The 25,360-nt window shown below is 70.0% G+C and carries 20 protein-coding genes and 1 pseudogene; 12 read left to right on the top strand and 9 right to left on the bottom strand.

All coding sequences use genetic code 11. The annotated features are described in order from the left end of the window. Positions 1-550 precede the first annotated feature (550 nt). On the bottom strand, positions 551-2,356 hold the full coding sequence (locus J7E89_RS01965) for an NHL domain-containing thioredoxin family protein (protein WP_214967434.1): 1,806 nt from the start codon (positions 2,354-2,356) through the stop codon (positions 551-553). Between the two features lie 116 nt (positions 2,357-2,472). Here J7E89_RS01965 and J7E89_RS01960 point away from each other — a divergent pair. Then, a pseudogene (locus tag J7E89_RS01960) lies at positions 2,473-2,939 on the top strand (Uma2 family endonuclease). Positions 2,940-2,961: 22 nt separating this feature from the next. Here J7E89_RS01960 and J7E89_RS01955 read toward each other — a convergent pair. After that, positions 2,962-3,747 carry a carbon-nitrogen family hydrolase gene (locus J7E89_RS01955; protein ID WP_214967430.1) on the bottom strand — a complete coding sequence of 262 codons (786 nt, stop codon included), beginning with the start codon at positions 3,745-3,747 and terminating at the stop codon, positions 2,962-2,964. Between the two features lie 188 nt (positions 3,748-3,935). Between J7E89_RS01955 and J7E89_RS01950 the strand changes: the two genes are divergently transcribed. Further along, positions 3,936-4,760: a maleylpyruvate isomerase family mycothiol-dependent enzyme gene (locus tag J7E89_RS01950; RefSeq protein ID WP_214967428.1), complete on the top strand. Its 825-nt coding sequence runs from the start codon at positions 3,936-3,938 to the stop codon at positions 4,758-4,760. Between the two features lie 15 nt (positions 4,761-4,775). Here the strand turns inward: J7E89_RS01950 and J7E89_RS01945 are convergent, their stop codons facing one another. Together J7E89_RS01945 and J7E89_RS01940 are read right to left on the bottom strand one after the other, a co-directional pair. Further along, a complete protein-coding gene (locus J7E89_RS01945) occupies positions 4,776-6,086 on the bottom strand; it encodes an MFS transporter (protein ID WP_308315297.1) in 1,311 nt (436 codons plus the stop codon). Beyond that, entirely contained in the window at positions 6,083-6,742 is a 660-nt protein-coding gene (locus J7E89_RS01940) for a GntR family transcriptional regulator (protein WP_214967426.1), read from the bottom strand. The genes J7E89_RS01945 and J7E89_RS01940 overlap by 4 nt, the downstream gene beginning before the upstream one ends. A gap of 287 nt (positions 6,743-7,029) precedes the next feature. Between J7E89_RS01940 and J7E89_RS01935 the strand changes: the two genes are divergently transcribed. After that, the gene (locus J7E89_RS01935; RefSeq protein ID WP_251059957.1) at positions 7,030-7,974 is read left to right on the top strand and encodes a D-alanyl-D-alanine carboxypeptidase family protein; all 945 of its coding nucleotides are present in this window, start codon (positions 7,030-7,032) and stop codon (positions 7,972-7,974) included. A gap of 185 nt (positions 7,975-8,159) precedes the next feature. Here the strand turns inward: J7E89_RS01935 and J7E89_RS01930 are convergent, their stop codons facing one another. The 3 genes from J7E89_RS01930 to pdhA are packed head-to-tail and all read right to left on the bottom strand — an operon-like array spanning position 8,160 to position 11,755. Next, complete coding sequence (locus J7E89_RS01930; protein WP_214967424.1) at positions 8,160-9,590, bottom strand: dihydrolipoamide acetyltransferase family protein; 1,431 nt, start codon at positions 9,588-9,590, stop codon at positions 8,160-8,162. Positions 9,591-9,604: 14 nt separating this feature from the next. Further along, positions 9,605-10,594, bottom strand: coding sequence for an alpha-ketoacid dehydrogenase subunit beta (locus tag J7E89_RS01925; protein WP_214967422.1), 990 nt, complete (start codon positions 10,592-10,594; stop codon positions 9,605-9,607). 3 nt (positions 10,595-10,597) lie between these two features. Continuing rightward, positions 10,598-11,755, bottom strand: a complete 1,158-nt coding sequence (gene pdhA / locus J7E89_RS01920) for a pyruvate dehydrogenase (acetyl-transferring) E1 component subunit alpha (protein ID WP_214967420.1) — start codon at positions 11,753-11,755, stop codon at positions 10,598-10,600. Between the two features lie 326 nt (positions 11,756-12,081). On the opposite strand from pdhA, the gene J7E89_RS01915 reads away from it, so the two are divergent. The 3 genes from J7E89_RS01915 (at position 12,082) to J7E89_RS01905 (ending at position 14,378) form a co-directional block, all read left to right on the top strand. Next, positions 12,082-12,765, top strand: coding sequence for a response regulator transcription factor (locus J7E89_RS01915; RefSeq protein ID WP_214967418.1), 684 nt, complete (start codon positions 12,082-12,084; stop codon positions 12,763-12,765). Positions 12,766-12,828: 63 nt separating this feature from the next. Continuing rightward, positions 12,829-13,296, top strand: coding sequence for a pyridoxamine 5'-phosphate oxidase family protein (locus tag J7E89_RS01910; protein ID WP_214967416.1), 468 nt, complete (start codon positions 12,829-12,831; stop codon positions 13,294-13,296). Between the two features lie 23 nt (positions 13,297-13,319). Beyond that, positions 13,320-14,378 (top strand): phosphotransferase, encoded by a 1,059-nt coding sequence (locus tag J7E89_RS01905; RefSeq protein WP_214967413.1) that lies wholly within the window; start codon positions 13,320-13,322, stop codon positions 14,376-14,378. Between the two features lie 19 nt (positions 14,379-14,397). Here J7E89_RS01905 and J7E89_RS01900 read toward each other — a convergent pair whose 3' ends face one another. Then, positions 14,398-16,053 (bottom strand): protein kinase, encoded by a 1,656-nt coding sequence (locus J7E89_RS01900; RefSeq protein ID WP_214967411.1) that lies wholly within the window; start codon positions 16,051-16,053, stop codon positions 14,398-14,400. Between the two features lie 396 nt (positions 16,054-16,449). On the opposite strand from J7E89_RS01900, the gene J7E89_RS01895 reads away from it, so the two are divergent. The 6 genes from J7E89_RS01895 (at position 16,450) to J7E89_RS01870 (ending at position 24,153) form a co-directional block, all read left to right on the top strand. Next, the gene (locus J7E89_RS01895; RefSeq protein ID WP_214967409.1) at positions 16,450-18,138 is read left to right on the top strand and encodes a protein kinase; all 1,689 of its coding nucleotides are present in this window, start codon (positions 16,450-16,452) and stop codon (positions 18,136-18,138) included. Between the two features lie 199 nt (positions 18,139-18,337). Beyond that, positions 18,338-19,039: a hypothetical protein gene (locus tag J7E89_RS01890; protein WP_214967407.1), complete on the top strand. Its 702-nt coding sequence runs from the start codon at positions 18,338-18,340 to the stop codon at positions 19,037-19,039. Positions 19,040-19,134: 95 nt separating this feature from the next. Continuing rightward, positions 19,135-19,800, top strand: coding sequence for a PadR family transcriptional regulator (locus J7E89_RS01885; RefSeq protein WP_214967405.1), 666 nt, complete (start codon positions 19,135-19,137; stop codon positions 19,798-19,800). Positions 19,801-19,963: 163 nt separating this feature from the next. After that, complete coding sequence (locus tag J7E89_RS01880; RefSeq protein ID WP_214967403.1) at positions 19,964-20,680, top strand: ABC transporter ATP-binding protein; 717 nt, start codon at positions 19,964-19,966, stop codon at positions 20,678-20,680. Then, entirely contained in the window at positions 20,677-23,517 is a 2,841-nt protein-coding gene (locus tag J7E89_RS01875) for an ABC transporter permease (protein WP_214967400.1), read from the top strand. Before J7E89_RS01880 ends, J7E89_RS01875 begins: the two co-directional genes overlap by 4 nt. A gap of 96 nt (positions 23,518-23,613) precedes the next feature. Then, complete coding sequence (locus J7E89_RS01870; RefSeq protein WP_214967397.1) at positions 23,614-24,153, top strand: bacterial proteasome activator family protein; 540 nt, start codon at positions 23,614-23,616, stop codon at positions 24,151-24,153. Positions 24,154-24,289: 136 nt separating this feature from the next. Here the strand turns inward: J7E89_RS01870 and J7E89_RS01865 are convergent, their stop codons facing one another. Then, the gene (locus J7E89_RS01865; protein WP_214967394.1) at positions 24,290-25,273 is read right to left on the bottom strand and encodes an NAD(P)H-quinone oxidoreductase; all 984 of its coding nucleotides are present in this window, start codon (positions 25,271-25,273) and stop codon (positions 24,290-24,292) included. Positions 25,274-25,360: the final 87 nt, after the last annotated feature.

Below are 25,360 nucleotides of genomic sequence, written 5' to 3'. Positions count from 1 at the left end.
GCCCGGCCCGAAGGGGACCCGCCGGACGGGCTGGACTTCGCCCGCCCGGCGCCGGTCTCGCACGCACGGTGCCAGGAGGGGACGTGCCGGGGCGCTCCCCGCAGGGCGCCGAACGCAACAAGCCCGAATACAAAAACGAGTACCCGAACGTTCGACGCCCGAGGAGACGCCACGGCGCGGCGCCGACCCCCGGAGCCCCCAAAAGACGGCCACCGCACCGGCGCCACCCGACGGACGAAGTCCGGCGCAGCGGCACGAAGCCCGGGAGGCCCCTGGGGCCGAGCGGCGCGAGTGCGGCGTCCCAAACAGCCGCCCCGGCGCGGCGCCGACCCCGCAGCCCCCGCAAAAGACAGCCACCGCGACCCCGACGGACGGAGTCCGGCGCAGCCACACGAAGCCCGGGAGGCCCCTGGGGCCGAGCGGCGCGAGTGCGGCATCCCGAAACAGCCGCCCCGGCGCGGCACCGACCCCGCAGCCCCCGAAAAAGACAGCCACCACGACCCCGACGGACAGAGTCCGGGAGGCCCCCGGTCCCGAGCAGGCGCCCGGCTCAGGAATCCATCCCCGCCAACACCAGCGGCAGCCGCGGCGCTCCCCCCGCGGTCACGCGGACCGGCACACCCCAGTCCTGCTGGTGGACATGGCACGCCGGGTACTCGTTCTCCGGGTCGTCGTCGCACGAAGCGGCCGTCGCCGACACGTGCAGCACACCCTCCACAACCTCCGGGTTCAGCTCCAGCTCGCGGCTGAGATCCGTTCCCGAACCCTCGCCCTCAGCCAGCAGCTCCGGCGGCGTGGAGGACACCAGCAGCCGCGTCGAAGGCCCGTACCGCGTGTCCAGCTTCTGCCCGCTCGGCGCCTGGAAGACGATGTCCAACCGGAGCTTCCCGGGCGCCACTTCGGTCGCCGCCCGCTGCGTGCGGTGCGCGACGGCCTCCACCCGTACCGCCTCGTCGGGCAGCCGCAGCCGCGTGAGCCGGTGGCGGGCGGACTCGACGACGACGATGTCGTCACCGACGAGCACCGCGTCGCTCGGCTCCCTCAAGTCGGTGGCCACAGTGGTCACTTCACCACTGGCCGGGTCGTAGCGCCGCAGCGCCTGGTTGTACGTGTCGCTGATCGCGACCGACCCGTCGGGCAGCGCGGTCACCCCGAGCGGATGCTGGAGCAGCGCCTGCCCCGCCGCGCCGTCCCGGTGCCCGAAGTCGAAGAGCCCGGTCCCGACGGCGGTGTGAACCACCAGCTCACTGTCGACGTACCGCAGCGCACTCGTCTCCGAGTCCGCGACCCACAGCCGGTCGCCGTCCGGCGCGACCGCCAGGCCCGAGGGCTGCGCGAACCACGCCTCGGGGGCGGGTCCGTCCACCAGCCCCTCGTTCGTCGTCCCGGCCGCGACCTGCACGGTCCCCGCCTCGGGGTCGTACGTCCACAGTTGGTGTACGCCGGCCATGGCGATCCACACCTTGCCCTGCCACCACGCCACGTCCCACGGCGAGGACAGATCGACCTCACGGGCGGGCCCGGAGGTGGGCGAGCCCTGCCACCACTGCTTTCCGGTACCGGCGACGGTCTCGACGGCGCCGGTCGCCGGGTCGTACGTACGCAGCCGATGGTTGACCGTGTCGGCTACGACGACCCGCCCGTCCGGCAGCAGCGCGAGCCCCTGCGGCTCCTTGAACTCGCCGTCCCCGCCGATGCGCCGTACAACCGTCTCGGCATCCGCCTCCAGCTCGACGAGCTGATGCCGGGTGGTGTCCGAGACCAGGAAATTCCCGGTGCCGGACAGCAGCAGCGCCTTGCCGGGGAAGCGCAGGTCGGTCGCGACGGGCTCGGGCGCGACGTACGGTCCGTCCCCGCGCCGCAGCGTCCCCTTGGCTCCGTGAGCGGCTTCCAGCTCCTCGACGAGCTTTTCGATGGCGTGCGCGTGCCCCTCGCCGGCGTGCTGCGCGACGACGTAACCTTCGGGGTCGATGACGACGAGCGTCGGCCAGGCCCGTACGGCGTACTGCTTCCACGTCGCGAGCTCGGGGTCGTCGAGGACGGGGTGGTGCACGCCGTACCGCTCGACCGCGTCGACGACGGCCTGGTGCTCGGCCTCGTGCACGAACTTCGGCGAGTGGACGCCGATGATCACCACCGTGTCGCGGTGCTTCTCCTCCAGCTCCCGCAGCTCGTCCAGAACATGCAGGCAGTTAACGCAACAAAAGGTCCAAAAATCGACCAGAACGATCTTCCCTCGCAGGGCGGAAAGGGTGAGATCCTCTCCGCCGGTGTTCAGCCAGCCCCCTTTGCCGATGAGCTCGGGGGCACGGACACGGGCGCGGCGGGGCGAGGGCGAGGGCGAGGAAGCGTTCATGCAGACCAGGGTGCCATCCCCGTCGTACGCACTGACGAGTGACGGTGGGCCGCGGCGAAGACGCGGCAGGCCCCGTAGTGGGACCGTGGACGTGACGGCAGGAAGGAGCACGCCAGATGGCCAGCGCGCCCGAGTACACCGAAGGCATCGACCCGGGCGCGCCTTGAAGTACGCCGTTCAGAGGATCCGGGGCAACCGTGCTGACGAATTGGGCTGCATCGAAGGATCGGGGGACCTGGACCTGCCCAGGTCGCCCAATTGGTACGTACCGGACATCGCCGTAGTCCCCGAGGCTCTCGCGAAGGGCGGGGGCGCGCTCCTGCCGGACCAGACGCTCCTCGTCGTCGAGGTGACCTCGGAGTCCAACGCCGAGACCGACCGTGTCGTCAAGCGGAAGCGGTACGCCGAATATGGCGCGCCCCTCTACCTCCTCGTCGACCGGGTCGAGCAGAGCGTCACCCTGTTCTCGGAGCCCGGCCGCCTGGGATACACCCGCGTCGAAGGCCCCCGCCCCTTCGGCACACCCCTGCACCTCCCGGCCCCGTTCGACCTCGACCTCGACCTCGACACCAGCGACCTCTGAGCCGGGGCACTACCGCAGGCGGCTACCGCAGCCGACGGTCCTTCAGGGCCGGGAACTGCTCGCGCGTAGACGCCACCTTCGCCGGATCGAGGTCCACCACCAGCACCTCCTCCGCCGCACCCGCCTCCGCCAGCACCTCACCCCACGGGTCCACGACGATGCTGTGCCCCGCCTGCTCCACCCCCGCGTGCGTGCCGGCGGTGCCGCAGGCCAGGACGTACGCCTGGTTCTCGACCGCGCGGGCGCGGGCCAGCAGCGTCCAGTGCTCGCGGCGCCTGGCGGGCCAGCCGGCCGGGACGACGAAGGCCTGCGCGCCCGCGTCCACGAGGCCGCGGAAGAGTTCGGGGAAGCGCAGGTCGTAACAGGTGCCGAGGCCGAAGGTGAGCCCCATGGCCGACACCGTCACCACCTCCTCGCCCGCGCCCATCATCACGGCCTCGCCCTTGTCGAAGCCGAAGCGGTGGATCTTCCGGTACGTACGGACGAGTTCGCCGCCGGGGGAGAAGACCAGCGAGGTGTTGTAGAGGGGGCCGTCGGGGTCGCGCTCGACGATCGACCCGGCGTGCAGCCACACCCCGGCGTCGGCCGCCGCCTTCGACATCACGTCGTACGTCGGGCCCTCCAGCGGCTCCGCCTCCTCGACGAAGGACTCGTACGCGAAGGCCCCGGTCGGCCACAGCTCGGGCAGGACCACGAGATCCGCGCCGCACTGTTCACGCTGCTCGCGCACGAGTGAAGCGACGCGCTGCCGACGGGAATTAACTGATTCGTCCGGGTCTACTGCGATCTGGATGAGGGAGGCGCGCACACTACCACCGTCCTGGCATTCGAGCCGTCAACACGGGCCTACGATCGTCACACCAAAGCACTGCCAGGGTGCCACGGGGCAGCGTAACTTAGCGTGCGAGCCTCCCACGCAGTCCGGCACGTACGTCCAGCCCAACCCGCCAGTCCAGCCAGCCCGCGCCACCGCCACTGAACCGCACGAGGGGTCCCGTGACCGTCCATCCCAGCCTCCAGACATACGCCGAAGCCTGGACCCACTCCATCGAAGCGATATCCGAGCTGGTGACACCGCTCGTCGAAGGGGAGTGGAACCGGCGCACGCCATGCCCCGGCTGGTCGGTGCGCGACATCGTCTCGCACATCATCGGCATGGAGTGCGAGATGCTCGGCGACCCCCGGCCGATCCACTCACTGCCGCGCGATCTGTACCACGTGACCTCGGAGTTCGCTCGGTACATGGAGATGCAGGTCGACGTACGGCGCCACCACACCGCGCCGGAGATGACCTCGGAGCTCGAGTACACGATCATCCGCCGCCAGCGTCAGCTCCGCAACGAGACCCGCGCCCCCGACACCATGGTCCGCGCCCCGCTCGGCGCCGAGCAGACCCTTGAACTCGCTCTGCGGATGCGGGCGTTCGACACCTGGGTGCACGAGCAGGACTTGCGTACGACCTTCGGCCGGCCCGGCAACCTCGACTCGCCCGGCGCGCTCGTCGCCCGCGACATCCTCGTCCACGGCCTGCCGAAGGTCGTCGCGAAGCACGCGGGCGCGCCCGCCAACTCCGCGGTCGTCTTCGACGTACACGGCCCGGTCGAATTCATGCGCACGGTCCGCGTGGACGCCGACGGCCGCGGCACGGTGGACGGCACGCCGTCGCTCGGCCCGCTCGCGACGATCGCCCTGGACTGGGAGACGTACGTACGCCTGGCCTGCGGCCGGGTTCGCTACGACGCGGTCGCCGACCGCGTCAAGGTCGAGGGCGACCAGGCGCTGGCGGACGCGATCCTGCGCAACTTCGCGGTCACGCCGTAACGCAAGAACATCGTCTTACGCCGGGACGTGCACCGCCTCGACGCGGCTGGCGACCAGGTGGTCCCGCTCCCGGCGGGCGGTCCGCTTGCGCAGGCGCAGGATCTGTACGACGCCGAACGCCTCCAGCACGAAGACCGACGCGAACGCGACCCGGTAGTTGTCGCCGGTCGCGTCGAGCAGCACGCCCACCGCGAGCAAGGTCGTCATGGAGGCGACGAAGCCGCCCATGTTGACGATGCCGGAGGCGGTGCCCTGACGCTCCGGCGGGTTGGCCGGCCGCGCGAAGTCGAAGCCGATCATCGACGCCGGCCCGCACCCGCCGAGCACCGCGCACAAGGTCACCAGCAGCCACACCGGGGCATGGTCACCCGGGTACGCGATGGTCGCCGCCCACAGCAGGGCGGTGGCTCCGACGGTGCCGAGGGCGAGCGGCGCGCGGGCGGCGCCGTGGCGTGCGATGAGCTGCCCGTACACCAGCCCCAACGCCATGTTCGACAGCACGACGAGCGTCAGCAGCTCGCCCGCCGTGCCGCGCGAGAGGCCCTGCGCCTCGACCAGGAACGGCATCCCCCACAGCAGCAGGAACACCATCGCCGGGAACTGCGTCGTGAAGTGCACCCACATCCCGAGCCGCGTCCCGGGCTCGCGCCACGCGGCGGCGATCTGCTTGCGGACGTACGCCGCACCCGCGTGCTGGGCCGGCGCCGGCTCGTACCCCTCGGGGTGGTCCTTCAGGAACAGCAGCAGCAGTACGAGCACGAGCACCCCGGCGAGCGAGCTGCCCGCGAAGGTGGCGGTCCAGCCCATGCCGTGCAGCATGCGCGCGATGACGAGGGTCGAGACGAGGTTGCCCGCCATCCCGCACAGCCCGGCGAGCTGTGCGATCAGCGGCCCGCGACGGACGGGGAACCAGCGCGCGCCGAGCCGCAGCACAGCGATGAACGTCATCGCGTCGCCGCATCCCAGCAGGGCGCGGGCTGCGAGGGCCATGCCGTACGAGGGGGAGAGGGCGAAACCGAGCTGTCCGAGGGTGAAGAGGACAACCCCGAGTGTCAGGACTCTCTTCGTCCCGAGCCGGTCGACCAAGAGCCCCACGGGTATCTGCATACCCGCGTACACCAGCAATTGCAGTATCGAGAACGTCGACAGCGCGGACGCGTTGACGTCGAACCGGTCGGCGGCGTCGAGCCCGGCCACGCCCAGGCTCGTACGGAAGATGACGGCGACGAAGTAGACGCCGACGCCGATGCCCCAGACGGCGGCGGCGCGCCGGCCGCCGGGCGGATCGCCGGGCAGGGAGGCAACCGGAGCGATGGGGCTCCTCACCGCTCCTCACCCCGGACCAGCACCTTCACCCGGCTGACGTGGCGGCGTACGCACTGGGCGGCGGCTTCGACGTCCCCCGCCCTGATGGCTTCGAGCATTTCGGCGTGCTCGGTGATGTTCTTGGCGATGCGGTCGGGGTGCGCCTCCATGATGGTGACGCCCATGCGCAGCTGACGGTCGCGCAGCTGGTCGTACAGCCGGGAGAGGATCTGATTCCCGGCGTTACGGACGATCTCGGCGTGGAAGCACCGGTCGCTGACGGCGACTTCGGCGAGGTCGCCTTCGAGGGCGCGCTGCTTCTGCTCCTCCAGCAGCTCTTCGAGCCGCGCGACGAGAGCGGCGGACGCGGGCACTGCGCGACGGACCGCGAACTCCTCCACCAGCAGCCGGGTTTCGACGACGTCGGAGATCTCCTGGGCGGAGACGGCGAGGACGAGGGCGCCCTTCTTCGGATACAGCTTGATGAGCCCCTCGACCTCCAGCCGCAGCAGTGCCTCCCGTACGGGCGTCCTGGACACGCCGACGGCGTCGGCGAGGTCGCCCTCGGTGAGGAGGGTGCCGCCTTCGTAGTGGCGGTCGAGTACGCCCTTCTTGATGTGGGCGTAGACGCGCTCGGCGGCGGCGGGCTGCTTGGGGAGCGGGGGCGCGGTGGGCATGCGCACAGCATAGATACAACAGAGGTGCAACAGATAGCCGCGTCCGCATCCCGGAACGGGCGCCGGCCAGCACGAGGGCAAGGCGGCCGTGTCCAGGAAGTTCGCGCACCGACGCATCACACCCCAACCGCCACAACCCGCCAACGGGTCGGGACGGTGACGTCGCGCACAGGACGGAAATCACACCCAGGGGCGTACATCCTTTCGGCGTGCCCGCGAGTCTCTTGTCGGGACCCTCGATCCGAGGTGGTCCACTTTCAACGCATTCGCGAACTTCGGAGCGTTCTTTGATCACCAGCCTCCCGGCCGTCCGCAGAGCCGCCGCGGTCCTCGTCACCACGGGCGCACTGCTGACTGTCTCGCCCCTGGCCGCGCCCGCGCAGGCGGCCACCGCGCCCTCCGTCACGGCCAAGGGCGCGTTCATGCTGAACAACGCGACCGGTGCCACGGTTTACAGCAAGGGCGCGGACACCAAGCGCCAGATGGCCAGCACGACGAAGATCATGACGGCTGCCGTGGTGCTCAGCACGACCAACCTCGACCTCAACCGCAAGGTGACCGTCAAGCAGGCCTACCGCGACTACGTCACCGCGCAGGGCGCGAGCACCGCCGACCTGAAGACCGGCGACAAGGTGACCGTCCGTCAGCTGCTGTACGGGACGATGCTGCCCTCCGGCTGCGACGCGGCGTACGCCCTGGCCGACGCCTTCGGCACCGGCACCACCGTCGCGGCGCGCAAGACGAACTTCATCTCGAAGATGAACGCGAAGGCGAGCTCGCTCGGCCTGACGAACACCAAGTTCGACTCTTTCGACGGCATCACGACGACCGGCAACAACTACACGACCCCGCGCGACCTCGCGAAGCTCGCCCGCTACGCCATGAAGAACACCAACTTCCGCGCCGTCGTCAAGGCGCCGTCGTACAAGAGCACCGCGACGACGAGCACCGGCGGCACGCGCACGTACACCTGGTACAACACGAACAAGCTGCTGGGCTCCTACAGCGGCGCCATCGGCGTCAAGACCGGCACCGGCTCGACTGCCGGTCCGTGCCTGGTCTTCGCCGCCACCCGCGGTACGAAGACCCTCATCGGCGTCGTCCTGAACAGCACCACTGTCACGGAGCGCTACAACGACGCCGGCAAGATGCTGAACTACGGCTTCGGCACCAGCACCACGTCGTCGCCCATGAAGCTGCGCACCCTGCCCTCGGGCGCACAGCAGGACTAATCACGTACAGCACGCACAGCACGCACAGCACGTAAGAGTGCCCCGCCGGGATTCCCGGCGGGGCACTCTTACGCATGCGCCTGGCTGGAGCGATGCGCTGGGGGTAACGAATTCTGCGTCAACTGGGGGAAGAGGAAGGCCGTGAACCGGGCCTCGCCCATGGCGAGGCCCGGTTCTGCCCATGCCTAAGCCCACGTAATCAGGCGCTTCGGCTGTTCCAGGATCGCCGCCACGTCCGCCAGGACGCGGGAGCCCAGTTCGCCGTCGACCAAGCGGTGGTCGAAGGAGAGCGCCAGGGTGGTGACCTGGCGCGGCTTCACCTTGCCCTTGTGGACCCACGGCTGGAGCTTGATCGCACCGACCGCGAGGATCGCGGACTCGCCCGGGTTGAGGATCGGCGTACCGGTGTCGACGCCGAAGACGCCGACGTTGGTGATGGTCACCGTGCCGCCCTGCATCGCCGCCGGCGACGTCTTGCCCTCACGGGCCGTCGCCACCAGCTCGCCCAGCGCCGCCGCCAGTTCCGGCAGTGTCTTCGCTCCCGCGTCCTTGATGTTCGGGACGATCAGGCCACGCGGCGTGGCCGCCGCGATGCCCAGGTTCACGTACTCCTTGTGCACGATCTCCTGGTTCTCCTCGTCCCAGGACGCGTTGACGGCCGGGTTGCGCTTGATCGCGACCAGGAGCGCCTTGGCGATCAGGAGGAGCGGGTTGACGCGCAGGCCCGCCATGTCCTTGTCGGACTTCAGCTCTTCGACGAGCTTCATCGTGCGCGTGATGTCGAAGGTGATGAATTCCGTGACGTGCGGCGCGGTGAACGCACTGTTCACCATCGCCGACGCGATCGCCTTCCGTACGCCCTTGATGGGCGTACGGGTCTCCCGAGCCGCAGCCTCGGAGGCCGATACCGCTGCCGGTGTCTGAACCGGAGCCCCAGCCGCCTCCGGCTCGGACGGCACCGCGACCGGCTCCGGGCGCAGCGCGCTCGCGGCCGCCGCGTGGACGTCCTCGCGGGTGATGACCCCGTCGGGGCCGGTCGGCGTGACCGTGGCCAGGTCGATGCCCAGGTCCTTGGCGAGCTTACGGACCGGAGGCTTGGCCAGCGGGCGGGATTCGGGCACCACGGTGGCCGCGCCGCCGCCGTGGCCGTTGAGCTCCGCCTGGACCGCGGCCGCGGCCGCAACCCCGGCCTCCGGGGCCGCCACGCCCTTGCGGGCGCGGCGCTTCGTCGAGGCTTCGGACACGCCGTACCCGACCAGCACCGGCTGGCGGGCCGCAGGCTTGGCTTCCTCCTCCGGCGCGGGCTCCGGAACACGTTCCGGCTCCGCCACAGGCGCCTGCGCCACATCAGGTGTCCCCGGCGCCACATCCACCGTAATGATCACCTGGCCGACATCGACCGTCACGCCCTCGCCGAAGCGAAGCTCGTGCACCACACCGTCGAACGGGATGGGCAGCTCGACAGCGGCCTTCGCCGTCTCGACCTCGCACACCACCTGGCCGTCGGTGACGGTGTCGCCCGGCTGGACGTACCACTTGAGGATCTCGGCCTCGGTCAGTCCCTCGCCCACGTCGGGCATCTTGAACTCACGGAACCGCTGGGAAGTCTCAGTCATCGTCACGGCTCTCCTCAGTACGCAAGCGAGCGGTCGACGGCGTCGAGTACCCGGTCAAGCCCTGGCAGGTACTCCTCCTCCAGGCGCGCCGGCGGGTACGGCGCATGGAAGCCGCCCACCCTCAGCACCGGCGCCTCCAGGTGGTAGAAGCACCGCTCCGTCATGCGAGCGGCGATCTCCGCGCCCGAGCCGTAGAAGACCGGGGCCTCGTGGACCACGACCAGTCGGCCGGTCTTCTCCACCGACGTCTGGATCGTGTCGAAGTCGATCGGGGACATCGACCGCAGGTCGACGACCTCGATCGACTTTCCTTCCTCGGCCGCCGCCGCTGCCGCCTCGACGCAGACCTTCACCATCGGGCCGTAAGCCGCCAGCGTCAGATCCGTCCCCTCCCCCACAACCCGCGCCTTGTGGAGCGGGCCGGGGATGGCCTCGACGTCGACCTCGCTCTTGTCCCAGTAGCGCCGCTTCGGCTCGAAGAAGATCACCGGGTCGTCGCTCTGGATGGCCTGCTGCATCATCCAGTACGCGTCCGACGAGTTCGACGGCGAAACGATCTTCAGCCCCGCCACGTGCGCGAACAGCGCTTCGGGGGACTCGCTGTGGTGCTCCACCGCGCCGATGCCGCCGCCGTACGGGATGCGGATGACGACTGGCATCTTGATCTTGCCGAGCGAGCGAGCGTGCATCTTCGCGAGCTGCGTGACGATCTGGTCGTACGCCGGGAAGACGAAGCCGTCGAACTGGATCTCCACCACCGGGCGGTAGCCCCGCAGAGCCAGCCCGATCGCCGTACCCACGATGCCTGACTCGGCCAGCGGGGTGTCGATGACCCGCTCCTCGCCGAAGTCCTTCTGGAGTCCGTCCGTGACCCGGAAGACTCCGCCGAGCTTTCCGACGTCCTCGCCCATGATCAGGACCTTGGGGTCGGTTTCGAGGGCCTTGCGCAGCGACTCGTTGATCGCCTTCGCGAGAGGGAGTTTCTGTACAGACTTCACGGTCATGGCTTACTTACCCTCCTCGGCGAAGGACGCCTGGTACGCCGCGAACTGCGCGCGCTCCTCGTCGACGAGGGCGTGTCCGTCCGCGTAGACGTTCTCGAAGATCGCCATCTGGTCCGGGTCGGGCATCGCCCGCACCGCCTCGCGGACCCGCTTGCCCAGCGACTCCGACTCCGTCTCCAGCTCCGCGAAGAAGGCCGCGTCCGCGAAGCCTTCCCTCTCCAGGTACGTACGCAGGCGCAGGATCGGGTCCTTCGCCTCCCACGCCTCGCGCTCCTCGTCGGCCCGGTACTTCGTCGGGTCGTCGGAGGTGGTGTGCGCGCCCATCCGGTACGTGAAGGCCTCGACCAGCGTCGGCCCCTCACCCCGGCGCGCGCGCTCCAGCGCGTCGCGCGTCACGGCCAGGCAGGCCAGTACGTCATTGCCGTCGACCCGGACGCCCGGGAAGCCGAAGCCCTGCGCGCGCTGGTAGAGCGGGACGCGGGTCTGGCGCTCGGTGGGCTCGGAGATGGCCCACTGGTTGTTCTGGCAGAAGAAGACGACCGGGGCGTTGTAGACCGCGGAGAAGGTGAACGATTCAGCGACATCGCCCTGGCTGGAGGCGCCGTCACCGAAGTACGCGATGACTGCCGAATCCGCGCCGTCCTTGGCCACACCCATCGCGTAACCGGTCGCGTGCAGCGTCTGCGAGCCGATCACGATCGTGTACAGATGGAAATTGTTGGTGTTGGGGTCCCAGCCACCGTGGTTCACGCCACGGAACATTCCCAGCAAATTGGTCGGGTCGACGCCACGGCACCAGGCGACACCGTGCTCGCGGTACGTCGGAAAGACGTAGTCGTCGTCACGGAGAGCGCGTGCGGAGCCGATCTGCGCCGCCTCCTGGCCGAGCAGCGAGGCCCACAGGCCCAGCTCGCCCTGACGCTGGAGCGAGGTGGCTTCGGCGTCGAAGCGTCGGGTCAGGACCATGTCCCGGTACAGGCCGAGCAGTTCGTCCGGGGTGAGATCGATCGAGTAGTCCGGGTGCTCGACACGCTCGCCCTCGGGGGTGAGCAGCTGTACGAGCTCCGGCTCGGCCGGGTCGGACTGCTGGGCTTTCTTGGCGCTGACGCGCTTGGTGCTGCTGCGTCGCGGCTTACGCGCGGCAGTGCTCTCCACGGTCACGTGCGTGCTCCTCCGTCTGTCCGGCCCCCGGGGTCTGCCGGTGACCAGTGCGGCTCACCTGCTTGCGTCCTCGTGCACGGGGTGGGTGCGACTCGGCCGGGAACAGGTGTGACAGGTGCCCCGGCGAAACGCCCTGCCAAAGGAACGTTACCCAGTGCTTCGCATAACTGCGAAACCCCATTTGACCTGCGATTTTGCTTGGAAATCCAAGTAAATCGAAGAATTCGGGAACAACCACTGGTCACAGCCTTGCGGGCCGCCGGAACAACGGCACGTTATCCCGGCGACCCACGGCACGGGAAGACTTTCCGTGTGAGGATGACGGCGTGCCCGAAGACCGAAAAATCACCGTATTTCTCGTTGACGACCACGAAGTGGTCCGTCGCGGCGTCCACGAGCTGCTCTCCGTAGAGGACGACATCGAGGTCGTCGGTGAGGCCGGTACAGCCGCAGAATCCCTGGTCAGAATCCCTGCGACCCGTCCCGACGTCGCTGTTCTCGACGTACGGCTGCCCGACGGAAGCGGTGTGGAGGTGTGCCGCGAAGTCCGTTCCCAGAATGAGGACATCAAATGCCTGATGCTGACCTCATTTGCCGACGACGAGGCACTTTTCGACGCGATCATGGCCGGTGCGTCCGGTTACGTTCTCAAGGCGATCCGCGGCAATGAGCTGCTGACGGCCGTACGGGACGTGGCGGCCGGCAAGTCGCTGCTCGACCCGGTGGCGACCGCCCGCGTCCTGGAGCGGCTGCGCTCGGACAACAACAACAGCAGCAACAGCACCACCAGCAGGAACGACAGCCGGCTCTCGAACCTCACCGAGCAGGAACACAAGATCCTCGACCTGATCGGCGAAGGCCTGACCAACCGCGTCATCGGTGAACGGCTGCATCTCGCGGAGAAGACCATCAAGAATTACGTCTCCAGCCTGCTCTCCAAGCTGGGCATGGAGCGCCGCTCGCAGGCCGCCGCGTACGTGGCGCGCAAGCAGGCGGAGGAGAGGCGCTAGCCACGCGCCATTCGGGACTTCCGTCCCTTTTACGGGCACCCCCGGTGGCCGAAGGTAAGAAGCATGCCCACTGAGGACCAGGATCCGCGCGCCATCGAGCTCCGCGCCATCGAGCCCCGCGCCATCGACCTGCGCGCCATCGAGCTCCTCCGCCGCGTCCCCTACGGCCGAGTCGCCACGAGCATGCGGGCACTGCCCTTCCTCGCCGTCGCCCGCCACATCGTCGTACACGGGCGAGTCCTGCTGCGCATGCACGCGGGTTTCAACCACCATCAGGCCTGCCACGGCAGCGTGATCGCCTACGGCGCGGACAACTTCGGCTCCCGCCACGGCACCATGTGGTCCGTCCAGTGCACCGGCACCGCCGAGATTTTCGACCCGGACAACGCCGAACTGGAGCTCTTCGGCCGCGGCCCTCATTACGTCGACGGCCAGCCCTTCGACCCCGTCTACATGCGCATCGAGCCGCAGTTCGTCACCGCGCACACCCTGAACAGCGCCCCTGAGCGACGGTTCGAGCACGCTCTGTGAATCGGTGATCTAACATCTGGCGGGTGCCACGCTCATCTGCACTCGCCGCCCCTCCACCGCCCGTCGGCGACCTGCTGCGCCGCTACCGCGACCCGGGCGACCCGCTCTCCTGCGAGCCCGTGGCCCAAGGCCTGCTCAACCACGGCTACCGCCTCGTCACGACCCGCGGCGACTACTTCCTCAAGCACCACCTCGACGGCGACCGCGACACGATCAGGCGCCAGCACCGCGCCACCCGCCACCTCCAGGCCTTCGGCGTCCCCGTCGCCCCGCCCGTCGAGGACACCCAGGGCGGCACCGTCACCGTGATCGCCGGCCGCTGCTACGCGCTGCACCCGTGGATCGAGGGCCGGCACCGGAACGGCGCCCAGCTGACGACGGTGGAGTCGCGGCGGCTCGGGTCACTCCTGGGGCTCGTGCACACCTGCCTCGACCGGGTGATGCCCGACGGGGTGATGGAGGAGGCCTCCCGGCGTACTCACGACGACCATGCGCACGACCGTCCCCACGACTGCGCCGACCCCGCCGACACCTTCGCCCTCATCGACGAGCTGCTGACGCTGGCGCGCGGGCGGAGGCCCCGGGACACCTTCGACGTACTGGCGGAACACCGCCTCCTGGAGCGGCGGACGCTCCTTGAGCGGCACGCCCACCGGCGGCCCCCACCGGTCGCCGCGACCGCCACCGGGTGGGTGCACGGCGACTTCCATCCGCTGAATCTGCTCTACCGGGGCGCCGAGCCCGCCGCGATCGTCGACTGGGACCGGCTCGCGGTGCAGCCGCGCGCGGAGGAGGCGGTACGGGCCGCCGCGATCTTCTTCGTACGGCCGGACGGGGAGCTGGAGCTGGCAAAGGTACGGGCGTACGCGGCGGCGTACCGGCGGGCGGCCGGGGCCGGGACGGAGGAGCTGGCCGCGGCGGTGCACCGGGTGTGGTGGGAGCGGCTCAACGACTTCTGGATACTGCGCTGGCGCTACCAGCGGCACGACCGAAGGGCCGACCCGCAGTTTCCTGCGGCGTCGGCCCTGGCGGTGTGGTGGACGAAGGAGTACGAGGCGGTGTGCGAGGCGTTCTCGGGGTGAGCGGCCTCGCCTCGCCGGGTCAGCCTCCGGTGGTACCCGCGTCGGTCGTGCCACCCTCGGTCGTGCCGGCGTCCGTCGTACCGCCGGCGTCCGTGCCCTCGGTCGTACCGCCGGCGTCCGTGCCCTCGGTCGTACCGCCGTCGTCGGTGCCGCCCTCGGTGGTACCGCCGTCGTCCGTACCGGGGTCTCCGTTGTCTCCGCCCTCGGTCGTCCCGCCGTCCGTCGTCGTGCCCGGAGCGGTGTCCGTCGGGCTCGACGGGGTGTTGCTGGGCGTGTTCGACGGCGTGTTGCTCGGGGGCGTCGACGGAATGTACGTCGGGGTATAGCCCGGCTGCTGGCCGCCGGTCGAGGACGTGCCCGGGTCCGTCTCGGGGGAGGTCTCCTCGTCGTGCGAGGGCTCCTTCGAGGGCTCCTTCTCCGACTGGCTCGGGCTGGTCTCGGAGATCTTCGGCGGGTCCTTCTTCTCCTTGGTGCCGTCGCTGCCCGCGCGTTCCATCGCGAAGGCGACACCCGCCGCGATCGCGATGATCGCGAGTACAGCGAAGATCCACATCTTGCCGCGGCCGCTCCTGCCGCCTTGGTGCCCGCCGTCGTACGCACCGTCGTGCGGGTTCATCGGCGGCAGTATCGCGCCGCCCGCCTTCATCTGCGACGTGTCGCCGTGGTTCGGGTGGCCCATCGCGGTCGTCGCGTAGGTGCCGCCGGCCGGGGTGTGGCCGCCCTCGTGCATTTCGACGGGGCCGGTGTTCCACATCCCGGTGTGGCTGCCCTGCTCCTGGAGCATGGACAGGCCGTACTGGACGAGACCGCGCATCTCCTCGGCGCTCTGGAACCGGTCGTCCGGGTCCTTCGCGAGGGAACGCATGACGAGCCCGTCGAGCTCGGGCGGCGCCACGTCCGACATCTCGGACGGCGGTACGGGGATGTCCTGCACGTGCTGGTAGACCACCGACAGAGGGGTCTCGCCGGTGAAGGGCGGCCGCAGCGCGAGCAGTTCGTACAGCAGACAGCCCGTCGCGTACAGGTCACTGCGGTGGTCGACGGCCTTGCCCAGCGCCTGCTCCGGGGAGAGGTACTGGGGCGTACCCATGACCATGCCGGTCTGCGTCATCGTCGACTGCACGCCGTGCAGGGCACGGGCGATGCCGAAGTCCATCACCTTGACGGCGCCGCCGTGCGTGATGATCACGTTCGCGGGCTTGATGTCGCGGTGCACGATGCCGTGCTGGTGGCTGTACGCGAGCGCTTCGAGTACGCCGGAGACGATGATCAGGGCCTGCTCGGGCCCTGGCGCCTCGGCGTTCTGCAGCAGCTCGCGGATCGTGCGGCCCTCGACGAGCTCCATCACGATGTAGGGGACGACGCTCGGGCCGACCTGGTCCTCGCCGGAGTCGTACACGGCGACCACCGCGTGGTGGTTCAGGCCGGCGACCGACTGTGCTTCACGGGTGAACCGGGCCTTGGATGTCGGGTCCTCCGCAAGGTCGGAGCGCAGCAGCTTCACTGCGACGGTACGGCCGAGCCGTACGTCCTCGGCGGCGAATACTTCCGCCATGCCGCCGCGGCCGAGGCGGTGCGTCAGCCGGTATCGGCCATCGCCGACCAATCCGTCCTTACCCCATGCTTCCGGGGCATCCGACACTCCGCCGCCGCTTCCCTCGGGTTCGGGTGCCATCAGTCCTCGCCGTCGTTTCTGTCCGCGTCGCGTCCGCGGTGATCCTCATGGGCCTCAAGGTATGGGCTCAAGGTGCTCCGCCACGTCACGCTACAGCCTCCGCGCGACGCTCCGGTTCGAGATGGACCGGCCATCAAACCCGTTGCCGATGTACCCGTGCAAATTCCGGACCCGTCGCGGACGGCAGGCGGACCACAGGCGGACCATAAGCGGACCCCTGACAGACACGTGCCACCAGCCCTCCCGTGCACGTGCGGTGCGCGTGGGACGGCCGCGCTGTAACGCTTCCGCGACGCTTCTTGCGCGTACGGTCACGGAACGGGCACCGCGCTTGACGTGTCCGTGCCCTGGGGCAGACTTGGCCCGTAAATCTTGCGCTGAGGGGGAAGCACAGTCATGAGCCAGGACGGCCGACAGGGCCGCTACGCGGGCGGCTCGGTCGCGGGCGGGCGGTACCAGCTGCGCGACCTGCTCGGAGAAGGCGGAATGGCGTCGGTGTACCTCGCGTACGACTCCGCGCTCGACCGCCAGGTTGCCATTAAGACACTGCACACGGAACTGGGCCGGGAACAATCCTTCCGCGAACGGTTCCGGCGCGAGGCACAGGCGGTCGCCAAGCTTTCCCACACCAACATCGTCTCGGTCTTCGACACCGGCGAGGACGAGCTGGACGGCGCGCTGATGCCGTACATCGTCATGGAGTACGTCGAGGGGCAGCCGCTCGGCTCCGTACTCCAGGCCGACATCGAGCAGTACGGCGCCATGCCGGCCGACAAGGCGCTGAAGATCACGGCGGATGTGCTGGCCGCGCTGGAGACCAGTCACGAGATGGGCCTGGTCCACCGCGACATCAAGCCCGGCAACGTGATGATGAACAAGCGCAATGTGGTCAAGGTCATGGACTTCGGCATCGCGCGCGCCATGCAGTCGGGCGTCACGTCGATGACGCAGACCGGCATGGTCGTCGGTACGCCGCAGTACCTGTCGCCCGAGCAGGCGCTGGGGCGCGGGGTCGACGCGCGCTCCGACCTGTACTCGGTCGGCATCATGCTGTTCCAGCTGGTGACGGGGCGGCTGCCGTTCGACGCGGACTCGCCGCTCGCGATCGCGTACGCGCACGTCCAGGAGGAGCCGGTGGCTCCTTCGTCGATCAACCGGTCGATTCCGCCGGCGGTCGACGCCCTGGTCGCACGGGCGCTGAAGAAGAACCCGAACGAGCGTTTCCCGAGCGCCGCCGCGATGCGCGACGAGTGCGCGCGGGTTTCGGGGTCGGGCCAGACCGGCGCCGCGCCGGTGATCGTCGCCGGTGGCCCGTCGCAGAGCGGGTCCGGGGTCGGGTCTGCGGTCTTCCCGCCGGTCGGCGGGCAGACCGGATACCCGCAGAGCGGCAACGTACAGACGCCTTACCAGCCGCCGACGCCGGGGCCGGGGCCGTACGCGCCGCACACGCCTGCCCCTGGCCCCGCACAGCCGGCTTACGGATACCCGACGCCGGCGCCGATGCACACGCCCGCCCCTTCGCCGTACGCCCAGCACAACGGCATGCAGCAGCAGGGCGGGCAGACTCCGCCGCCGTACACGATGTCGCCTCAGACGGCGCCGAATTCGGGCGGCGGGAGTGGCGGCGGTGGCGGCAGCGACCGGAACATGCCGGTGATCGTGGGGGCGATCGCGGTCGTGCTGCTGGCGATCGGCGGCCTGATCACCGCGATTTCGCTCAAGGACGACTCGGGGGGCGAGGACCCGCCCACCGACGACCCCACCCAGAGCGACGTGGCGGCCAAGCCCGGCTACAAGGGCCCGGACCGCTCCCGCACCATGAAGACCACCGAATGCTCGCCCGGCAGGGAATCGGCGACCGACCCGGAAAAGGTCGAGGTGCCGAGCTTCCTCTACAAGGACCTCCGCTCGGTGAAGCTCTGCCTCAATGCCGGCGGGTGGAAGATCAAGGAGACCAGGGTCGACAACCCGCTCTGGGGCGAGGATCTTGTGGTCAACCAGTTCCCCAAGACCGGCTCCGACATTGACCCCGAGGACGCCACGATCGAGCTTGAGATCTCCACCGGCAACCCGGCGTCGGATTAGGCCGAACAGACGCGGGGTCCGGTTCGGACCTGTGAAGGGGCCCGGTGCGCGCTGCGCGCGCCGGGCCCCTTTCGTGTGACCTGGCGTGCCGGAAATGTTGCGGCATGTGACGCTGAGTCTGTTGTCTCAGTGGTCCGGCTCACACCGTGGTCCGGCTCACACGGTGGTCCGGCGCGTTTCGGTCAGGAGGCGGAGTCCCATGGCTGTCCGGTTCAGGGCGGTGGGGGTCACTGCAGTGCTGGTGCTGGCGGTCTCGGGGGCGGCCTCGGGGGCGAACGCCGAGGAGCACGCGTCGGAGCCGACGCCCGCATCCACGCCCACGTCCATGTCGGCATCCACATCCGAATCCGGCTCCATCTCGACGACTTCCCCGCTCGACGGTGAGGACCGCGAGCTGGTGCCGGGCGTAGGGGCGCCGGACTGGCCCGAACGGCCCTCCGCCTCCGCCGCCTCGCCCGCCAAGAGCCTCGCGGGGCGGCAGGCCGGGGAGGGGCGTACGCGGCCGGGCCGGGCGCCGGACAAGGGCGCGGCCGAGGGGCGCGAGGAGGAGGGCGGACAGGCGTCCCCGAGCGGCAGGGGGAGTCCGTCCGGCAGCCCCGGTGTCACGCCCAGCCCCTCCGCGTCCGGCTCCGCTGCCGCGTCGGCGAGCTCGTCGGCCACCCCCCTCAAGTCGTACGCTCCCGAGCCCTCGGACGTACACGAGGAGGCGTTGGAGGAACCCGGCCACGAGCCCGCCGCCTCCCCCTCGATTGCCGCCCCGCCGGGAGCCGCGCACGAGGGCTCCGGGCAGGTCGTGGCGCAGTCCGACCCGCTGGGTGTCCATGTGCTGCCCCTGGGGGCAGGGCTCACGCTGGTCGGGCTGGGGCTGGGGTTCCTGGGGCTGCGGCTGCGGCGCAGCTGACCGGCCCTCCGGGAGCCGTCCCCCTCAAGACCTACTGACGACGTCCTCCTCAAGAGGGTTGGCCTGGAGCGGCATACTCGGTATACATACTCGGTATGTCGATCCGTCACGGGCTGCTTGCCCTCCTTGAGCACGGGCCCCGTTACGGCTCTCAGCTGCGTACCGAATTCGAGTCGCGCACCGGCGCGACCTGGCCTCTCAACGTCGGCCAGGTCTATACGACCCTGGGCCGCCTCGAACGCGACGGCATGGTCACCCAGGACGGCGAGGACGGGGCCGGCCACGCGCTCTACGTGATCACGGACGCGGGGCGGGGCGAGCTCCGGAGCTGGTTCGGGCGGCCCGTCGACCGTGCCAGCCCACCCCGTGACGAGCTGGCCATCAAGCTCGCCATGGCCGTCGGCGCCCCCGGCGTCGACATCAGGGCCGTCATCCAGGCTCAGCGTCACGCCACGCTCAGGGCCATGCAGGACTACACGCGCCTCAAGGCCCAGGCGCTCGCGGCCGTCGAGCACGTCGAGCACGTCGACAGCGCAGGCGGCGAGCAGGCGCGCGACGACGTGGCCTGGTTGCTCGTACTGGAACAGCTGATCTTCCAGACCGAGGCCGAGGCGCGCTGGCTCGACCACTCCGAGTCCCGGCTCGCCCGGCTCTCCGCGACGGCCGCGCGCAGGGCCGAGAACACTCCTGCGGCCGCTTCGCCCGCCCCGGCCGCCGCAACCGCTCGTACCGCTTCGACGTCTGGCAACGCACGGCGCTAGAGCCGCGCGGCCGCATCAGTAACCCGCACATCCGTATCGCGTCCCAGGGGGGACCTCCTTCATGCCTGAAGCCATGCCCGAATCCGTGCCCCAGAAGTCACATCAGCCTCAACAGACCCGTGTGGCACAGGAGTCACAGAAGTCACAGCAGTCAGAGCAGCCCGTGCTGCAGCTTGAGCAGCTGACCCGCGTCCACGGCAGCGGCGCCACCGAGGTGCACGCGCTGCGCGGCGTCAACCTCTCCGTCTTCCCCGGTGAACTCGTCGCCGTCATGGGCCCGTCCGGCTCCGGCAAGTCCACCCTGCTCACCATCGCGGGCGGGCTCGACCTCCCCACATCCGGCCGGGTCGTCGTCGAAGGTACGGACATCACGACCGCCGGCCGCAAAGAGCTCGCCACGCTGCGCCGCCGCAGCATCGGCTACGTCTTCCAGGACTACAACCTCATACCGGCCCTGACCGCCGCCGAGAACGTCGCCCTGCCCCGCGAACTGGACGGCGTATCCGCCCGCAAGGCCCGCGTCTCCGCAGTCGCCGCGCTGGAGGAGATGGGCCTCGGCCAGCTCGCCGACCGCTTCCCCGACGAGATGTCCGGCGGCCAGCAGCAGCGCGTGGCCATCGCCCGCGCGCTGGTGGGCGACCGCCGTCTGGTCCTCGCCGACGAGCCGACCGGCGCCCTGGACTCCGAGACGGGCGAATCCGTACTCGCGCTGCTGCGCGCCCGCTGCGACGCGGGCGCCGCCGGCATCCTCGTCACCCACGAGCCGCGCTTCGCGGCCTGGGCCGACCGGGTCGTCTTCCTGCGTGACGGCTCCGTCGTCGACGAGACGCTGCGCAGCCAGGCCGACTCCCTGCTCTCGGGGCAGGCGGCCGCACAGTGAACCGCTGGTACCACTCATGGGTGGCCGCGGTGCGCATAGCCCGCCGCGACGCCTGGCGCTTCAAGGGCCGCAGCTCTCTCGTACTCGCCATGATCGCCCTGCCGATCCTGGGCGTGAGCGCCGCCGATCTGACCGTGCGCAGCGCCGAGCTCTCCGCCGGCCAGAAGATGGAACGCGAACTGGGCGCCGCCGACGCCCGGATGTCCGATCCGGGCATGGGCGGCGTGCCGATCCACCAGTCCCCCGACGGCCTCAACAACACACCGGTGAAGGAATACAAGGACGGAGAGTGGCCCTCGGGCCACGGTGACATCCGGGCCGCCATCCCCGAGGGCGCCAAGACGCTCAAGGACTCGAACGGCAGCGGCAAGCTGCGGACCGCGCACGGCCTGCTCAACACCGTGATCCACGAGCTGGACACGACCGACCCCATGGCCAGGGGCATCATGACCCTCGACCAGGGACGGTTCCCCGACAAGGCCGGCGAGGTCGCGGCGAGCACGCACTTCCTGGAGACCGGCGGCCTGAAGGTGGGCTCGATCGTCACCGCCCGCGGGCTCGCCACCGAGTACCGGATCGTCGGCTCGTACGAGCTCCCCGACGCCCTGAAGTCCGACGAGGTCCTGGCACCGCCCGGCACGTTCCTGGCGCCGCTCGACAAGGCGCTGAAGGCCGACGGCCTGCCCGGCACGGAGACCAGCAGTACCTACCTGGGGTCCGTCGGCGGCGACGGTTTCACGTGGAACATGGTCAAGGAGGTCAACACCCGAGGCGTCATGGCGATTTCGCGGGCCGTCGCCCTCGCCCCGCCCGCCGACTCCGAGGTTCCGCTGTTCCAGCACGAGGGCTGGTCGAACTACGAGCAGAGCGCGGCGTCCGAAGCCGCGGCGCTCGCCGTCGTCGGCACCGTCGTCGGTCTCGCCATCCTGGAGATCTGTCTGCTGGCCGGACCCGCGTTCGCGGTCGGCGCCCGGCGCTCCGCCCGCCAGCTCGGCCTGGTCGGCGCCAACGGCGGCGACCGCCGCCACATCCGTGCCATCGTGCTCTCCGGCGGTCTGGTCATCGGCTTCGCCGCGGCCGTCCTCGGCACCGCGCTCGGCCTGCTGCTCACCTTCGCGCTGCGGCCGGTGCTGGAGGACTACATCGGCAAGCGGTTCGGCAGCTTCGACGTCCGCCCGCTGGAACTGCTCGGTATCGGCCTGGTCGCCGTCCTCACCGGCCTGCTCGCCGCTGTCGTCCCGGCCATCACCGCGTCCCGGCAGACCGTACTGGCCTCGCTCACCGGCCGCCGCGGGGTACGCCGCTCCAGCCGCGTCCTGCCCGTCATCGGCCTGATCGCGGCCGGCCTGGGCATCACGATCACCCTGTACGGGGCCGCCGCCACCGACAGCGTCGTCATCGTCGCGGGCGGCAGCGCCCTCGCCGAGCTGGGCATCGTCGCGCTCACCCCCGCCCTGGTCGGCCTCTTCGGCAAGACCGGCCGGTGGCTGCCGCTGTCGCCGCGCCTCGCCCTGCGCGACGCCGTACGCAACCGGGGCCGTACGGCTCCCGCCGTGGCCGCCGTGCTGGCCGCCGTCGCGGGCACGGTCGCCGTGGCGACGTACGCCGCCAGTGACGACGTACAGCAGCGCGCCGCTTACCAGGCACAACTGCCGCACGGCGCGGTGACCGTGCTGAACTCCGAGGGCGGCGGACGCGATGTGCCGGCCCTGCGCGCGGCCGTACAGAAGCACTTCCCCGTCGACGTACGCGCCGATGTCAGCCGGATCGCCGTCGGCAACGCCAACTGCGCGCCGTACAGCGAAGTGAAGGGCTGCGGGCGGTACGAGATCTTCACGCCCAAGGACAACCGGTGCGCCCTGTGGTTCGAGGACGTCCCGGGCTCGAAGCAGTTCACGGCGGACGAGCGCCGCAAGCTGGCGGAGGACTGGCGCTGCAAGGAACCCCGTTCCTACTCCGAGTACGACGTCCTCGTCGCCGACGAGAAGCTGCTGTCGGTCCTCGCGATCGACAACCCGGGCGTCGTCAACGCGCTCAAGAGCGGTAAGGCCATCTCCTTCGACAGCCGCAACGTCGAAAAGGGCCAGGTCGGCATCAAGCTGATCACCGACACCGACAAGGCCGAGCTGATGCAGGCCAAGGGCAAGGACGCCCCCGGCGAGATCAAGTCCTTCCCCGTCCACCAGGCCCCCAAGTCGGCCACGGCCTACGGAGTGCAGATCATCCTGCCCGAGCAGGCCGCGAAGGCCGCCGGGCTCATCACCGCCCCCGTCGGCGCGTACTTCTCGACCGACAAGCTGCCCGACAGCACGCAGCAGCAGAAGCTCGACGCGGCACTCGACGCGCTGGGAGTCGACGGCGGCCTGTACGTCGAAAAGGGCTACACCAGCGACAACAGCATCGTCCTGCTGGCCCTGACCGTATTCGCCGGACTCGTCACCATCGGCGCGGCAGGCATCGCCACGGGCCTCGCCCAGACTGACGCCGAACCCGACCTGAAGACCCTCGCAGCGGTCGGCGCACCCCCGCGGGTACGCAGGACGCTGAGCGGATTCCAGTGCGGGGTGGTCGCCGCGATGGGCGTGGTGCTCGGCTCGGCGGCGGGCGTACTGCCCGCGATCGGGCTGCGGCTGACCGAGGAACGCCAGGAAATGAAGTGGTACCAGGAGGCGCTGGATTCCGGCATGGGCGGCCTGAGCGACCCGCCGTACATCCCGATCGTCATCCCCTGGGAGACCCTCGCGGCACTGCTCGTCGCCGTACCCGTGGGCGCGGCCCTCCTGGCCGCACTGGTCACCAGGTCCCGTACCGCGGTGGCGCGGCGCGCGGCGGGCTGAGACACGGCGGTTGTTTCCCGTGCCCCCGTACAGGGTGGATCACCTCTGTGCGGGGGCACACCGTGTTGTGACGCAGGTGTACGAGAGAATGGCTGCATGGAGATGCCGAGGAGTGAACGGTCGCAGGAGAGCCCCCATGTCCTGGTCGTAGGACAGGACGGAATGGCTCTCGGCGGCGCGGACGACGAGTCGCGCGAGGTGCCAGTGACGGAGATGGTCGAACAGCCCGCAAAGGTCATGCGCATCGGCAGCATGATCAAGCAACTCCTGGAGGAAGTACGGGCGGCTCCTCTTGACGAGGCGAGCCGGGTACGGCTGAAGGACATTCACGCCAGCTCGGTGAAGGAGCTCGAAGACGGCCTCGCGCCCGAGCTCGTCGAGGAGTTGGAGCGGCTCTCCCTGCCGTTCACGGACGAGGCGATCCCCTCCGAGGCGGAACTGCGCATCGCGCAGGCCCAGTTGGTCGGGTGGCTCGAAGGCCTCTTCCACGGCATCCAGACGGCGCTTTTCGCCCAGCAGATGGCGGCGCGGGCGCAGTTGGAGCAGATGCGGCGGGCGCTTCCGCCGGGCGCGGGCCACGAGGACGACGGCCAGGACGACGGCCACGGCCCGGTGCGCTCGGGCCCGTACCTCTAGCCGCCGGCCCTTTTACGAGCCTGACGAGTTCTACGAATTTACGAGCTTTACGAGCTTTACGAGCTTTACGAGCTTTACGAGCGCCGAGAGGCCCGCACCGCCACGACGGCGGTACGGGCCTCTCGCACGTGTCTGCTCAGGCAGTCGTCGTCAGCAGGATCTTGCCGACATGATCGCCCGCGTCCAGGGCCCGGTGGGCCTCCGCCGCCTGCGCCATCGGCACAACCCGGTCCACGACCGGGCGTACGCGGCCGGTGCTGATCAGCGGCCACACATGCTCCCGTACGGCCGCGACGATCGCCGCCTTCTCGCCGAGCGGGCGCGCCCGCAGCGTCGTCGCCGTGATCGCGGCGCGCTTGCGCATCAGCGCACTCAGGTTGAGCTCGCCCTTCACACCGCCCTGCATGCCGATGATCGCGAGGCGGCCGTTGACGGCGAGCGCCTTCACATTCCGGTCCAGGTACTTCGCGCCGATGATGTCGAGGATGACGTCGGCGCCGGTCCCGTCGGTGGCCTTGCGGAGCTCCTGTACGAAGTCCTGCTCGTTGTAGTCGATGAGGATGTCGGCGCCCAGCTCCGCGCAGCGCGCCAGCTTCTGCGGACTGCCCGCGGTGACCGCGACGCGTGCCCCGACCGCCTTGGCGAGCTGGATCGCCATCGTGCCGATGCCGCTCGCGCCGCCGTGCAGCAGCAGCGTCTCGCCCGGCCGCAGGTGGGCGATCATGAAGACGTTCGACCAGACCGTCGAGGTCGACTCGGGCAGGGAAGCCGCCGTGACCAGGTCCACGCCGCCGGGCACGGGCAGCAGCTGCCCCGCCGGTACGACGACCTTCTCGGCGTACCCGCCGCCGGTCAGCAGCGCGCACACCTCGTCGCCGACCGACCAGCCCGAGACACCGGGCCCCAGGGCGGCGATCCGGCCTGAGCATTCGAGACCGGGATACGCCGACGACCCGGCCGGCGGGTCGTAGAAGCCCTGGCGTTGCAGCAGGTCGGCGCGGTTGACGGCGCTCGCGGCGACCTCGACGAGGACCTCGCCCTCGCCGGGTACGGGATCGGGGACCTCCGCCCATACGAGCGCCTCGGGGCCACCGGGTTCAGGGATCGTGATCGCATACATGGCCGCGAGGCTACTCCGCACCGGTACGAACCACTCCGGCTACCCGGTTACCTTCAGCCTCACCTCGCGGCCACTCCTGCTTCACGG

It is taken from the genome of Streptomyces sp. ISL-100 (assembly GCF_018614615.1).
Taxonomy (GTDB): domain Bacteria; phylum Actinomycetota; class Actinomycetes; order Streptomycetales; family Streptomycetaceae; genus Streptomyces.
The sequence above is the reverse complement of the archived record's forward strand: the minus strand, read 5'-3'. Positions and strand labels throughout refer to the sequence as shown.

Bases quoted from the DNA above. Each gene is read 5' to 3' on its own strand.
- J7E89_RS01940 (WP_214967426.1), bottom strand. From the start codon at position 6,742: ATGCCCACCGCGCCCCCGCTCCCCAAGCAGCCCGCCGCCGCCGAGCGC.
- J7E89_RS01865 (WP_214967394.1), bottom strand. From the start codon at position 25,273: ATGTATGCGATCACGATCCCTGAACCCGGTGGCCCCGAGGCGCTCGTA.
- J7E89_RS01965 (WP_214967434.1), bottom strand. From the start codon at position 2,356: ATGAACGCTTCCTCGCCCTCGCCCTCGCCCCGCCGCGCCCGTGTCCGT.
- J7E89_RS01885 (WP_214967405.1), top strand. From the start codon at position 19,135: ATGTCGATCCGTCACGGGCTGCTTGCCCTCCTTGAGCACGGGCCCCGT.
- J7E89_RS01895 (WP_214967409.1), top strand. From the start codon at position 16,450: ATGAGCCAGGACGGCCGACAGGGCCGCTACGCGGGCGGCTCGGTCGCG.
- J7E89_RS01910 (WP_214967416.1), top strand. From the start codon at position 12,829: ATGCCCACTGAGGACCAGGATCCGCGCGCCATCGAGCTCCGCGCCATC.
- J7E89_RS01900 (WP_214967411.1), bottom strand. From the start codon at position 16,053: ATGGCACCCGAACCCGAGGGAAGCGGCGGCGGAGTGTCGGATGCCCCG.
- J7E89_RS01890 (WP_214967407.1), top strand. From the start codon at position 18,338: ATGGCTGTCCGGTTCAGGGCGGTGGGGGTCACTGCAGTGCTGGTGCTG.
- J7E89_RS01930 (WP_214967424.1), bottom strand. From the start codon at position 9,590: ATGACTGAGACTTCCCAGCGGTTCCGTGAGTTCAAGATGCCCGACGTG.
- J7E89_RS01925 (WP_214967422.1), bottom strand. From the start codon at position 10,594: ATGACCGTGAAGTCTGTACAGAAACTCCCTCTCGCGAAGGCGATCAAC.
- J7E89_RS01870 (WP_214967397.1), top strand. From the start codon at position 23,614: ATGGAGATGCCGAGGAGTGAACGGTCGCAGGAGAGCCCCCATGTCCTG.